Annotated in this window: 11 protein-coding genes; 9 read left to right on the forward strand and 2 right to left on the reverse strand. The window is 59.5% G+C overall.

Features of this window, described 5'->3' with window-relative positions; genetic code table 11:
- Positions 1 to 2: 2 nt before the first annotated feature.
- A complete protein-coding gene (tssJ, locus tag AC1PQG_RS04745) occupies positions 3 to 614 on the reverse strand; it encodes a type VI secretion system lipoprotein TssJ (protein ID WP_481121496.1) in 612 nt (203 codons plus the stop codon).
- 149 nt (positions 615 to 763) lie between these two features.
- On the opposite strand from tssJ, the gene AC1PQG_RS04750 reads away from it, so the two are divergent.
- From AC1PQG_RS04750 to AC1PQG_RS04790, 9 genes are all read left to right on the forward strand, one after another.
- Entirely contained in the window at positions 764 to 1,339 is a 576-nt protein-coding gene (locus AC1PQG_RS04750; protein WP_481121497.1) for a tetratricopeptide repeat protein, read from the forward strand.
- A gap of 58 nt (positions 1,340 to 1,397) precedes the next feature.
- Positions 1,398 to 1,907 (forward strand): type VI secretion system contractile sheath small subunit, encoded by a 510-nt coding sequence (gene tssB, locus AC1PQG_RS04755; RefSeq protein ID WP_481121498.1) that lies wholly within the window; start codon positions 1,398 to 1,400, stop codon positions 1,905 to 1,907.
- A complete protein-coding gene (gene tssC, locus AC1PQG_RS04760) occupies positions 1,907 to 3,388 on the forward strand; it encodes a type VI secretion system contractile sheath large subunit (protein ID WP_481121499.1) in 1,482 nt (493 codons plus the stop codon). The genes tssB and tssC overlap by 1 nt, the downstream gene beginning before the upstream one ends.
- A gap of 29 nt (positions 3,389 to 3,417) precedes the next feature.
- On the forward strand, positions 3,418 to 3,954 hold the full coding sequence (locus tag AC1PQG_RS04765) for an Hcp family type VI secretion system effector (protein ID WP_481121500.1): 537 nt from the start codon (positions 3,418 to 3,420) through the stop codon (positions 3,952 to 3,954).
- A 30-nt stretch (positions 3,955 to 3,984) separates the two neighbouring features.
- Complete coding sequence (tssE, locus tag AC1PQG_RS04770; RefSeq protein WP_481121501.1) at positions 3,985 to 4,464, forward strand: type VI secretion system baseplate subunit TssE; 480 nt, start codon at positions 3,985 to 3,987, stop codon at positions 4,462 to 4,464.
- A complete protein-coding gene (gene tssF, locus AC1PQG_RS04775) occupies positions 4,465 to 6,300 on the forward strand; it encodes a type VI secretion system baseplate subunit TssF (RefSeq protein WP_481121502.1) in 1,836 nt (611 codons plus the stop codon). It abuts the gene before it with no gap.
- Entirely contained in the window at positions 6,264 to 7,307 is a 1,044-nt protein-coding gene (gene tssG / locus AC1PQG_RS04780) for a type VI secretion system baseplate subunit TssG (protein ID WP_481121503.1), read from the forward strand. Before tssF ends, tssG begins: the two co-directional genes overlap by 37 nt.
- A gap of 9 nt (positions 7,308 to 7,316) precedes the next feature.
- Positions 7,317 to 10,010 carry a type VI secretion system ATPase TssH gene (gene tssH / locus AC1PQG_RS04785; RefSeq protein WP_481121504.1) on the forward strand — a complete coding sequence of 898 codons (2,694 nt, stop codon included), beginning with the start codon at positions 7,317 to 7,319 and terminating at the stop codon, positions 10,008 to 10,010.
- An 80-nt stretch (positions 10,011 to 10,090) separates the two neighbouring features.
- Positions 10,091 to 11,731, forward strand: a complete 1,641-nt coding sequence (locus AC1PQG_RS04790) for a hypothetical protein (protein WP_481121505.1) — start codon at positions 10,091 to 10,093, stop codon at positions 11,729 to 11,731.
- 62 nt (positions 11,732 to 11,793) lie between these two features.
- On the opposite strand, the gene ychF is transcribed toward AC1PQG_RS04790, so the two are convergent.
- Entirely contained in the window at positions 11,794 to 12,885 is a 1,092-nt protein-coding gene (gene ychF / locus AC1PQG_RS04795) for a redox-regulated ATPase YchF (RefSeq protein ID WP_481121506.1), read from the reverse strand.
- Between the last annotated feature and the right edge of the window lie 113 nt (positions 12,886 to 12,998).

Consider the following 12,998-nt stretch of genomic DNA (forward strand, 5'->3'; position numbering starts at 1 on the left):
GCCTATCGGTTGCATTGAACGCCTACAAGGGAGTTGGCAGATCTGCTGCCAGGCTCGGGAATCTGGGTGGCAGAACTTGTTGTCAGGGCGCAAGCGTGAGCTCCAACGACGATTTCGGTCGTCGTGTTCGGATCGAAGGCGAGTTTCCATCTCCCCGTATATGGCGCGCGAAAGAGCCCCGCGATGCCTATCGCTGTGGTTTCCGGGGGGCTTCGGAGTTGCAAGGTGTGGGTCTTGCCCGGTAGAAGGATGAGTTCGCGGGTTGATATCAAGTCTTCCCCCAGGCCCTCTTTTTCGCCTTCTGGTGTTACCAGCTGTTCATATGTAAGCGTCTTCAGCCGCTCTGTGGAGCGAAGTGAGTAGACCCGGACAACTAGCGATAGGGGTTTGCCTTCGCGGGATGTGTTGAGCTGTTCTCCGGCATGGATTCTCAGTGGAATCTCGTTTGGTGGTTTGTTGCCTGCAGCTCTGTCGGTCAGCTTTGCTGTACTCAGCGCAATGTCGAGGACGCTGCTTGCAGCTTGTACAACCGCCGTGCCCCCACAGCCTGCGAGGAACATGCAGGTCACGAAGGTCGCAAGGCGAGCCGGATGGAGGGGGATGCTGCAGCGCATGCGGTCTAGCTCTTCAAATAATCCATATTAAGTATTGTAACGCCATAGTCATATGTATTACTATGCCTTTGGTATCTTTCTTGGGGCGTGTTGGCTCTGTCCTTCTTGAATGGATGTCTATGTGGAAAAGAAGATCTTTTGAATCGTTTGTGCTCATCGGTCTGCTGTCAGGATGTGCATCGACGCCGCCGTCGTTGAAGCCCCAGGAGTTCAACGCAGTGCTCGAAGTGTCTGGCAAGTCCGTGGACTCCTTGCTGCAGCAAGGCAGTCAAAAGGAAGCGATCCAGCTCCTAGATGACATGTCACGCCGAAATCCTGACAGGAAGGAGCCGTGGGCTCGAAAGGCCAAGATCTACTTTGATGCCGGAAATTATGCTCAGGCTATTTTGGCTGCAGAGGAGGTGTTGCAGCGGGATCCTACAGAGCGCTCGGCGAAAGTGATTCGTGCCGTGGCCGGACTGCGGATCGCGGGGCAGTCGTTATACGAGCTTCGGAGTGACACGGAACTGAAGGGAAGTGCGCATACGGACGCGGTCGGGCTCGTCAAAGTAATGCGGGAAACCTTGGGTGAGGACGTCCTAGTTCCTCAGGCTGATCCCAGACGAGAAGTGCGTTCGGTCAGGTCCAAGCCTCCAGTAGCCCCTGCGGTGCGGCGCAAGGCAGGGGGAGAAGGGGACCCTCGGTCGGCTGCGGCGGGCGGGAACCCTTTCGATGCGTTGAAATAAGCGATCGTTTTCTCCCTCCCGAATGATCGGGTCCGATAACTACCGTAGGAATACAGCCGTGGCAAAAAAAGAGAGTATTCAGAAACAGCTGCAAAGGGTACGGCCTCCAAGAGTGCAGCTTACCTACGACGTCGAGGTGGGCGATGCCATTGAAATGAAGGAGTTACCTTTCGTTGTCGGTGTACTAGGCGATTTTGCTGCTCAGTCAAATGTGCCGCAAGGAAAAGTGCGTGATCGGAAGTTTGTCAATGTGGATATGGACAACTTCGATGACGTGATTGCTTCTATGGCTCCGCAAGCGAGTTTCAAGGTCAAGAATGTTCTCCAGAAGGATGGTGGAGAACTAGGGGTGCAGCTCACCTTCAAGAAGTTCGATGACTTTCGTCCGGAATCCGTTGCGCGGCAGGTCGAACCTCTACGGAAGCTGCAGGAGGCCCGTGCCAAACTGGCAGATTTGCGCAACAAGCTTGCAGGTAACGAAAAGCTGGAGGATCTGCTCAGTGAGGTATTGGCTAATACCGAAGATCTGAACGCCTTGAAGGTCAGAGTCTCCGAGGAGGGGCAATAATGGCTGCACCTCAACTCGTGGCGACTGAATTCGGGGACGGTGCTGAGTTTAGCCTGTTGGACCGAATTGTAGAGGAAAGCAAGGTCGCCCAGTCGGCGAACGAGAGGGCACGCGCAAAGGACATCATTGGGGAATTGGTTCGCCAGGTTCTGGAGGGCGAAGTGATCGTATCCCAAAATCTGGCTGCCGCCATTGATACGAGAGTGGCTGAGTTGGATCGGCTGATCTCTGCGCAACTCAGTTGTGTCATGCATGCGCCGGAGTTCCAATCTCTGGAGAGTGCTTGGACCGGGTTGTACTACTTGTGTAAGAAGACATCCACGGGGACGCACCTCAAGATCAAACTGTTCAACGCGAGCAAACGAGATCTGGTCAAGGACTTCAGATCGGCTATCGATTTTGATCAAAGTGCGCTGTTCAAGAAAGTCTACGAAGAGGAGTTTGGAACCTTCGGTGGTGCGCCGTTCGGAGCTCTCATCGGACAATTTGAGGTGACTCGCCAGCCCGAAGACATGTTCTTCATCGAACAGATGTCTCATATTGGGGCCGCGGCGCATGCACCTTTTATCACGGCGGCGGCTCCCCAGATTTTTGGTCTGGACTCTTATGTGGAACTTGGTAAGCCGCGTGATCTGGCAAAGATCTTCGATACAGTGGAATACGCGAAATGGAAATCGTTCCGTGGCTCGGAAGACGCGCGCTATGTCGGCCTGGTGTTGCCGCGCTTCCTTGGACGTCTGCCGTACAACCCGATTGATGGGTTGGTGACGGAAGGATTTAACTACGTCGAGGACGTGGACGGCGCTGATCACGACAAATACTTGTGGTGCAACGCGGCTTTTGCCTTTGCTGCGCGGCTCACCGATGCCTTCGATCAACACGGGTGGTGTGCTGCCATCCGGGGCGTCGAAGGGGGCGGGTTGGTGGATGATTTGCCGACACATACTTTCCGGACGGATGACGGTGAGGTCGTCCTGAAGTGCCCGACGGAGGTGTCGGTAACGGACCGCCGGGAGAAGGAACTGAACGATCTGGGGTTCATCTCGTTGGTCCATTGCAAAAATACCGATTACGCGGCGTTCTTCGGCGCTCAGTCAGCCCAGAAAGCCAGAAAGTACGATACGGATTCCGCCAACGCCAATGCGACCTTGTCGGCCCAGTTGCAATACATCTTTGCGGTCTCGCGGATTGCCCATTACATGAAAGCGATGATGCGGGAGAAGATCGGCAGCTTTGCGACTGCGGCGAATATCCAGAGCTATCTGCAGCGTTGGATCGATAATTACGTGACGACTGACGATTCCGCCTCGCAGGAAACCAAGGCGCAATTCCCGCTGAGAGAGGCCGCGATTGAAGTCAGCGAAATACCCGGCCGACCGGGGGCATACCGTGCCGTTTCATTCATTCGTCCCCATTTCCAGCTGGACGAATTGTCCGTGTCATTGCGTCTGGTAGCAGAACTACCGAACGGAAAGAATTGACCTTATCAACGTGAAAGGCGGAGGCAGGAATGAAGGACATCTACATCGAGTTTAAGGGCAGCGACATCAAGGGCGACTCCCGGGATACCAAGCATAAGGACACCGTCGAGGTGTACAGCTGGAGCCACACGATGCGCCAACCGAAGTCTGCCACGGCTTCGGCCGCCGGAGGGCATACCGCGGAGCGCGTGGAGCACGACGAAATGGTGTTCACAAAAGACATCGACGGGGCCAGTCCGAAGCTCTATCAAGCCTGTTCGTCGGGCCTTGTCGTGAACGATGTCATCATCTATTTCTATCGCGCATTTGGCGGAAAGAATACCACCGGAAATCCGTCGGCGACCCAGAACCGGCACCAGTATCTGAAGATCGAGTTGAAGAACGTGATCGTCGCGTCCGTCTCGCCGGTTGTTGCGGAGGAGGGGATTCCGAAGGAGAGCTTTACCCTCAAATACTCGGCTGTGAAGTGGACTTACGATGAACTCAATATTGATGGGACCAAGTCTGGCAAGGTGAACATCCAGGGTGCCTGGAACCTCGCCAAGAACACTCCCAATCTCACGTAACACATATTGGGGGCGCGGAGAGGGATTGCTATGGCAAATGGATTCGAGCCATCCCTGTTCGACAAGTTGTTCGAAGAGTTGCCTGGTGTTGCCGCGCATCGACGATACAGCTTGGTGCAACTCATAGATGGCGTGGCACGGGATCTCGAGGCGCTTCTGAATACCCGGATTGTCGTTGAAGATTTGCTGCACAAGGATTGTCCGTTGGCCGCTCGCTCAGTAATCGGTTTTGGGCTGGCGGACTTTGCCGGCCTGAACTTGGTCAGCGTCCATGACCGGCGCCAGATATGCAGTGCCATCAAGGCGGCCATCAATGCCTATGAGCCACGTCTCAAGGATGTGCGGGTCGAACTCGAGCCTGAGCACAAGACCGTAAATGCGCTGCTTTTTTCAATCCACGCCATGCTGGTCGTGAGTTTTGCCGAGGAGCGTGTTGCCTTTGATGCCACGTTGCAGCCGACTTGCCTGCAGTATTCCGTGAGTCAGCGATCGATGCGGACGAGGGCTTGAATGAAGGATCTACTGCCTTATTTCGAACGCGAACTCGCCTTTCTGCGCAATCATGGCAGGGCGTTTGCCGAACGTTATCCAAAGGTCGCTGCGCAGTTGTCGCTGTCGGGCGATGGTTGCGAAGATCCGCATGTGGAAAGGATGATCGAATCCTTCGCATTGTTGACGGCCCGGGTATCGAAGAAGATCGAGGATGGCTATCCCCAATTCACCGAGGCGCTGTTGAGCGTCCTGTATCCTCACTATCTTCGTGCATTTCCGAGCTGCGCCATCGCCTGCTTTTCCCCTCCGGAGCAGGATGCATCTGCGGATTCCCTCCTCGTCCCAAGGGGCACGGAACTCCAGTCCAGGCCGATCAAGGGGGTTGGGTGCCGTTTCAGGACAGCATGGGATCTTGCGGTTCTGCCTGTTTCCGTTGCTGATCTGAAGTTTGATCCAGTTGGGAGTGCTCCCGCTGGTGTCCTGCTGCCCGTGGGGTGCAATGCCATTCTGTCGTTTGCCCTGCGGTTAGAGGGATCGTCGGAAGGCCGCGCGATTAATGACATAGGAAAGTTGCGCTTCTATATTGATGCCGAGCCCTCGGTCGCGTCGGCACTACGGGATGCCTTGTTCCTGAACCGCCTGAAAGTCTACGCGGAGGCCGATGATTTCCGTTGGGAAGCGGTTTCGAAGGAGATGCTTGGTGAGGTTGGTTTGGTGGCCGATGAGGCGCTCATCGAGATGCCTCCGTCGGCGCACGAAGCCTATCGATACTTGACCGAGTATTTCTGCTTTCCTGAAAAATTCAATTTTTTTGATCTGGATCTGCGTAACCTGCCTCCATCGATTCACGGCAGGGAGCGGATCCGCCTGCATGTGGCATTAGGGGGCTTGCGATCTGACGGTGACCGATCGCGTTTGCTGAAGACCTTGGCAACGCACAATCTGCGCTTGGGGTGTGTGCCTGTTGTCAATCTGTTCAAGCAGTGTGGCGACCCCATTCGTGTATCAGGGCAGACGTCCACCTACCCGGTCGTGGCTGACGGGCGTCGGCCATCGGCATATGAGGTGTACTCGATCGACAGTGTGCACCGGGTGCGTCAGACCCCCGAGGGTGAGTCGATCGTGGAGTTTCGTCCTTTCTTCTCCCTGCGGCACGGGGAAACGCCCGACGTGTATGGCCATTACTGGTTTGTGCAGCGCGACAGCATGGTTGCGGAAAGTAGTCCCGGTTTCGAAACGCTGTTGTCGGTGGTCGATACTGATAGCGATCCGTTTCAGCCCAAGAATGATGTCCTGAGTCTCCGGCTTACCTGTTCGAACCGGGAGTTGCCGACTCTGATGTCCTGGGGCGGGACGGATGGAGATCTGCTCCTCGGGGGCGGCTCTCAGGCGGTCGTCGTGCGCCTGCTGAAAAAGCCTTCGCACCCCTGGCGTTTCGATCACCATGGCGATGCCCAATGGCGTCTCATTTCCCATCTCTCCCTCAACCACCTCTCCCTGACCGGGAGTGGCCTCGCTGCATTCAAGGAAATGCTGGCGCTGTACGACCTGCCGCGGACTGCGACGTCCCGCCGGAGACTCGAGGGGCTGCTGTCCATCGACCGCCAGGAAAAAACCATCTGGATGCAGGGTAAGCCGTTCGCGTGCTTTGTCCGAGGCTTCGAGGTTCGTTTGAGCATAGATGAGTCAAGTTTCGTAGGAAGCGGTCTTCATGTCTTTGCATCCTGCCTGGACCGTTTCCTGGGTTTGTACGTGGGCCTGAACAGCTTCGTTCAGCTGGTGATCCTTTCGGGCCGAACTGGGGAGGAATTGATCCGATGCGCGCCTCGCAGCGGCAATTCGGTCCTAGCCTGATTGAGCATAGTCAGCAGGAGCCTGCGGCATACGAGTTCTTCCAACTCGTACGTACATACGAGCTGCTTTTCCGGAAGAAGGGCGGTGATCCGGTGTCCGAAAGGATCCTGTTCCGTAATTCCCTGCGTTTGGGGTTTGCGCCCAGCCAGATCGATGGGATATCCATCTCCTTCACGGGGCGTGACTCCAATCCCGACATCGAACGCATCGAAATCACGCCTGGCTTCATCGGCATGCTGGGGGTGAGCGGCACGCTGCCGCTGCACTATACGGAAAGGGTTATCGAACGGGAGCGGCATGGTCCTGACGTCGCGGGGCGGGCATTCCTCGACATCTTTGTGAATCGTGCCGTTGGTCATTTCTATCGCGCATGGAAGAAATACAAGCTTCCATATCTCTACGAGACTGATCGCCGGAACCATTTCCTGCCGCAGCTGCTGTCTCTGCTTGGACTCGGTCAGAGCGCACTTCGGGAACGCCTGCATCGAAAGACCGGGCAGATCAATGACGAGTCCCTGGCTTTCTTCGCCGGCCTTCTCCGGCAGCGTCCGGTATCTGCCAGTACCTTGAGACAGGTTCTGGGCGCGTATTTCCAGGCGGATGTCGCAATCGAGCAGTTTGTCGGGCGCTGGTATGAGGCGCCTGCTGGCCAGCGCTCTGCATTGGGCGGGTGCAACGCGGTGCTCGGAGTGAACACCTTGCTCGGTGATCGGGTCTGGCAGCGGAATCTACGCATCCGCATTCACATACGGTCGCTGAGCTACGAACGCTATGTCTCGTTTCTTCCCTCAGGCGATCTGGCGGTAGCGCTTGGCAGGCTGCTCGGCTTTGCGACGGGAGGGCAGTTCGAGTGCGAGGTTTGCCTGCAATTGCGTGCTCCGGAGGTTCGGCCGGCCGGGCTGGGAGTGTTTCGGGGTGGCCGGCTGGGTTACGACACTTTCCTGAGATCCCGCGTGGAGACCTGCGATCGCGGGGACCTGCGCTTTCTTGTTCATTGTTCGGATTAAGGGCTTCGGATGACGGCTTCTCTCAAAGTGCTGATCAGCAAACTCAATCCCCGCTGTCGTGTGGCCGCGGAACGTGCCGCCAGCTTATGCATGTCGCGGGGGCATCATGAGGTCGATATCGAACACTTGTTCGTCGCGCTGCTGGAACAGTCCGATCTGGACCTTTCCCTGATCCTGGCGCGCAATGACATCAGCGCCCGAGCTGTGGAACACGAACTAAACCGCGAGATGGAGGGGTTCAGGACGGGAAACAGTCGGACCCCGGTATTTTCTGTCCGGATTCCCAAGCTGCTGGCCCAGGCCTGGCTGATTGCATCCCTCGATGCGAAGTTGCCACAGATTCGTTCAGGGCACCTTCTGCTGGCCTGGTTGACAGAGCCGGAACTGGCCCAGATTGCGGTGCGCAGTACATTCTCGCTGTCCCGGGTGACGCTGGATGAACTGAAGAATAAATTCGACGAAATCACGCGGGGGTCCGTCGAGGACACCGTAGGGGCGGACGCAGGGATGGATCCGTCGTGCGCGGAGGGCGTGCCGCCAGCCGCGTCCGCCGAGAGGGAGAGCGCGGCACTGAATCGTTTCACCACTAACCTCACGCAGCAGGCGAGGGAGGGCTGGCTCGATCCTGTGATCGGCCGCGAGGCCGAGATCAGCCAACTCATCGATATTCTGCTGCGTCGCCGACAGAACAACCCCATCCTGACCGGTGAGGCTGGCGTCGGCAAGACAGCCATCGTCGAGGGGCTGGCGTTGCGTATTGCCGCAGATGATGTTCCGGCTGCGCTGCGGGCCGTGAATATCCATGTGCTCGACATGGGGCTCTTGCAGGCCGGCGCCAGCGTCAAGGGCGAGTTCGAGAATCGTCTGAAGGGCGTAATCGCAGAGGTCAGAGGGAGTCCGGCTCCGATTGTGCTGTTCATCGACGAAGCGCACTCCCTGATCGGTGCCGGCGGGCAATCCGGCCAGAATGACGCGGCCAATCTTCTGAAGCCGGCATTGGCGCGCGGCGAGCTGCGTACCATCGCAGCAACGACCTGGGCGGAGTACAAGAAGTACTTCGAGAAGGATGCCGCGCTGGCCAGGCGCTTCCAGGTGGTCAAGGTCGATGAGCCTGCCGAGCCCGTCGCTGCAGCAATGTTGCGCGGCATGGTGCCCTTGATGGAACAGCACTTCGGGGTGCGCGTACTGGACGAGGCGGTCACCGAAGCGGTACGCCTGTCCCATCGTTACATCAGCGGACGCCAGCTGCCGGACAAGGCCGTCGGCGTGCTGGATACGGCATGCGCCAGAGTGGCCCTGGCCCACGGGGCGACGCCCTTGATGATCGAGCAATTGCGCAAGAAGCAGGAGCAGGTGGAGGCCGAGCTCGCGGCCGTGCGCCGGGAGTCGATGGAGCTGCCGCTTGACGTGGAGAGGATCGCGGAGCTGGAAGCCTGTATCCAGGAACTGCAATCCGAACTCGCACGGAATCACGCCCGCCTCGGTGAGGAGCGTCTCCTCGTCGAACGTGTCCTCGAGATCAGGGCGCGTCTCGAAGGCTGGCGGACGTCCCATCCTGATGGCCACGTGCCGGGGATGGATGAGGCTGGAACGCCGGCGCTTCCTTCCCATGCAGATCGCCAGGCGCTGGAGGACACGCTGCAACGCCTGAGCGCCCTGCAGGGAGACCGGCCGATGGTGCCGGTGCATGTGGATCGTCACGTCGTGGCGGGAGTCGTCTCCTCATGGACCGGCATTCCGCTCGGCAAGATGGTGGGCGACGAGATCAAGACAGTTCTCAAGCTGGATCGCCTGCTCCGGGAGCGGGTCGTCGGTCAGGACCATGCCCTAGAGGCCATTGCTCAGCGCGTACGCACATCCCGCGCCGCGCTCGAGAATCCCGACAAGCCGAAGGGGGTCTTCCTGTTTGTCGGGCCGTCGGGGGTGGGCAAGACCGAAACGGCGCTGGCATTGGCGGACGTCCTCTACGGCGGTGAGCGGCGTCTGGTCACCATCAACATGAGCGAATACCAGGAGGCGCACACCGTTTCAGGGCTGAAAGGGGCACCGCCGGGCTATGTCGGTTTCGGCGAAGGGGGCGTCCTGACCGAGGCTGTGCGGCGCAATCCCTATTGCGTCGTCCTGCTCGACGAGGTCGAGAAGGCGCATCCGGATGTCCTCGAACTTTTTTTCCAAGTCTTCGACAAGGGCGTGCTGGAGGACGGGGAGGGGCGCGAGATCGATTTTCGCAACACGCTGATCATCCTCACCAGTAATGTCGGCTCGGCCCAGATCATGCAGGCCTGCCTGAACCGGGAGCCTGAGGCGCTTCCGTCTGCCGATGAACTCGCCGATGTCCTTCGGCCGGTACTGTGCAAGGCCTTTAAGCCGGCTTTTCTCGGACGCGTGAAGGTTGTGCCTTATTTCCCCATTCCGGACGAGGTGTTGCTACAGATCATCCAGCTGAAGCTGGAACGCATACGTGAGCGCGTGGCGACGAATCACCAGGCCGCCCTGGTTTGGGACGAGTCTGTCATCGACGCCATTCTCGAACGTTGTACGGAGGTGGATTCCGGTGCCCGCAACGTGGACCACATTCTTGATGGATCCCTGCTGCCCGGGGTCGCCGAGATCGTTCTGGCGCGCATGGCGGAGGGCGAGAGCGTGGCGAACATCCATATCAAGGTGAGTGGGCAGGGGCATTTCGAATATGCGACGGCATAGGGCGTGTATCGGTCCCGGATCTGGTGCTGTTCCGGGGACAGCATCCCGCATGCTTTCTTCGTTTCCTGGAGTACGACGACATGACGTATATCGGGTGGCTGGTGCGTAGTGTGGCGCTGGCTATTGGGCTTGGCGGGGTAGATGCGCGTGCCGCCGAGCCGGTGCAGGGGATTCGCGGTGCGCTGGAGTCGGGGAATCTGGGGCTCGTCTCCGCCACCAGCTTCCGCCTAGCCAATGGGGGCTGTGCGGCGTGTCCGACGATTCCGCAGGCGCTGTGGTATTTCCGGGACGACTGGATCGCGGTGCCCAAGGCCGATCAGGCCGGTTTCAGCCGGGGGTTGCCGGCGCAGCGTGACGTCGCGGAGTGGGCCGCGGCCGGAAAGGGCGTGCCTTCGGGTGGTCTGCCGCCCCTGGCCTGGGTTGGGGCGCCGCTGGTTGCCGAAGCGTGGCGGCTGGCGTCGGATGGCTCGACGATCACCGGTCCGGCCGGTACGAGCCTTCCGTTTGCTGTGGTACCCCGTCTCGCCACCAACCAGTCCTATTACGACGCGCAGAGCGCGCGCTATTTCGCCGGGCGCGCGCTGTCCCTGCGCGGGCACATGGACAACGGACGTTTCATTGCACGCAGCGTGTGGCCGGACGACTTCCGGCTCGATGCGGCCTCCGTGCCATTCAAGCCTCTGGTTGCGGATGAGACGCTCGACTCGCTGGTGCGGGCGGAGGATGGCGGTGCCCGTCAGCCTCTTGCCGCGCGTGTCCTGTGGCAGCGCGCGGCGCCGGGTCCGCAGGGGTGGAGTGGCAAGCCGGTGCTGGCGGTGATGCTCAACGGCGCCCAGGGTGACGACGACGAAGCGCACGGTGGTCATTTCGCGATTGCGACGGGGCGTTTCGGGGATAAGGGGGAGTGGCGCGACTGGCTGGTGAATAACTTCTACAACCTGGATTCGGTCAGCGAGAAAGGCATCATCGCGTCATCGTTGCCGATGGACGCCTACATGGGCGATCTCAACAGCGGTCAGGCCTGGTATCGGCCGTCTTACATGCTGGTGGCGGTGTTGAAGCAGGACAGGGCGGCGGCACTGTATCAGGGGGCGATCTCGCGGGTCTTCAACCATTTCTATCGCCACGATTTCGTCTATCGCCATGCCACGGCCAACTGTGCGGGGATCAGCATCGACACCCTGCGCGCGTTGGGCTGGCAGGTTCCGAAGCAGGGGCCGACGAGCATGCTGAAAGCGATTGCCGGTCTGCCGTACATGGCACTGAAAGAAGGTAGCCTCGACAGCGGTCGGAAGGCCTTCGACTATATGTCCGCGGAGCGGACGGCCCTTTATCCCTTTGTGGCTTTCGAGTCCATTGGCCGCGACATTCTCGAGCGGCTCGTGGCCGGTAAACAGTCCGCTTCCGGGCTGGAGGCGATGCTGGCGGAGGATATCGAGGCGCTGGTTTATGTGCGGATTTCCCAGTTCCCGTCGTCCCGGGCGTTCGGACAGGCTCCAGTCGCTTCCATCGACGAGTACATGCAGCGCGCACCGGAAGACCGGAAGGACTGGAAGATCATTCCCGTGCCGCCCCGCCCGTTTCCCGCCGAGTTGAAGGATGGTGATGGCGGGGGGGCGCCGCTGGAGGCATCCAGCATTGCACTGGCCGCCTACGGCGGCTTCTTCGGCGTGACCGCCGTTGGCCTGTGGCACAGGCGCAGCAAGCGGCGGCGTGTCTGAGCGTGGCGCCAAAACAAGAAACCCCGCAAGTGCGGGGTTTCTTGTTGGATCAGGAGGGGGCGTTACACGTTGAACAGGAAGTTCAGTACGTCGCCGTCTTTCACCACATATTCCTTGCCTTCCGAGCGCATCTTGCCGGCTTCCTTGGCGCCCTGTTCGCCCTTGAAGGCGATGAAGTCTTCGTAGGAGATTGTCTGGGCGCGGATGAAGCCGCGTTCGAAGTCGGTGTGGATGACGCCGGCGGCCTGCGGGGCGGTGTCGCCGACGTGGATGGTCCAGGCGCGCACTTCCTTCACGCCAGCGGTGAAGTAGGTCTGCAGGCCGAGCAGCTTGTAGCCGGCGCGGATCAGGCGGTTGAGGCCAGGCTCTTCGAGGCCCAGGTCGGCCAGGAAGGCCATCTTGTCCTCGTCGTCCAGGTCGGCCAGTTCGGCTTCGATCTTGGCGCACAGGGCGACGACCGGAGCGCCTTCCTTGGCCGCGTGCTCGCGCAGGCGGTCGAGGTAGGGGTTGTTCTCGAAGCCGTCTTCCATCACGTTGCCGACATACATGGCGGGCTTGAGGGTCATCAGGCACAAGGGCTTGAGGATCAGCTTCTCGTCGTCGCTGAGCTGCATAGTGCGTGCCGGCTGGCCTTCGTTGAGGTGCGGCAGCAGCTTTTCGAGGATGGCGACCAGCTTCTGGGCGTCCTTGTCGCCGGAGCGGGCTTTCTTGTTCTCCCGATGGATGGCCTTCTCGACGGCGGCCATGTCAGCCAGCGCGAGTTCGGTGACGATGGTCTCGATGTCGGCGAGCGGGTCCACCTTGCCATTCACGTGGATGACGTTCTCATCGTCGAAGCAGCGAACCACGTTGACGATGGCATCGGTCTCACGGATGTTGGCAAGGAACTGGTTGCCGAGGCCTTCGCCCTTGGACGCACCGGCGACCAGGCCGGCGATGTCGACGAATTCGACGATGGCGGGCTGGACCTTCTGTGGCTTGACGATCTCGGACAGAGCGTCGAGGCGCGGATCGGGCACTTCAACGATGCCCACATTGGGCTCGATGGTACAGAAGGGGTAGTTCTCGGCGGCGATGCCGGCCTTGGTGAGGGCGTTGAAGAGGGTCGATTTGCCGACGTTGGGCAGGCCGACGATGCCGCATTGGAGAGCCATGGAAATCCTTTGAAAAAACAGGTCACTTCGGAGCCAGTGCAGGCATCGTCGAAGTGCGCGACCCGCGCCGGGGGCGAAACCGGGGCGGGGGTGGGTTCAGGACAAGACAGCAG

It is taken from the genome of Zoogloea sp. GDB6 (genome assembly GCF_056724105.1).

Coding starts and splice junctions, on each gene's coding strand:
- tssH (WP_481121504.1), top strand. CDS start 7,317: ATGACGGCTTCTCTCAAAGTGCTGATCAGCAAACTCAATCCCCGCTGT.
- tssJ (WP_481121496.1), bottom strand. CDS start 614: ATGCGCTGCAGCATCCCCCTCCATCCGGCTCGCCTTGCGACCTTCGTG.
- AC1PQG_RS04765 (WP_481121500.1), top strand. CDS start 3,418: ATGAAGGACATCTACATCGAGTTTAAGGGCAGCGACATCAAGGGCGAC.
- tssG (WP_481121503.1), top strand. CDS start 6,264: ATGCGCGCCTCGCAGCGGCAATTCGGTCCTAGCCTGATTGAGCATAGT.
- tssC (WP_481121499.1), top strand. CDS start 1,907: ATGGCTGCACCTCAACTCGTGGCGACTGAATTCGGGGACGGTGCTGAG.
- AC1PQG_RS04790 (WP_481121505.1), top strand. CDS start 10,091: ATGACGTATATCGGGTGGCTGGTGCGTAGTGTGGCGCTGGCTATTGGG.
- tssE (WP_481121501.1), top strand. CDS start 3,985: ATGGCAAATGGATTCGAGCCATCCCTGTTCGACAAGTTGTTCGAAGAG.
- ychF (WP_481121506.1), bottom strand. CDS start 12,885: ATGGCTCTCCAATGCGGCATCGTCGGCCTGCCCAACGTCGGCAAATCG.
- tssF (WP_481121502.1), top strand. CDS start 4,465: ATGAAGGATCTACTGCCTTATTTCGAACGCGAACTCGCCTTTCTGCGC.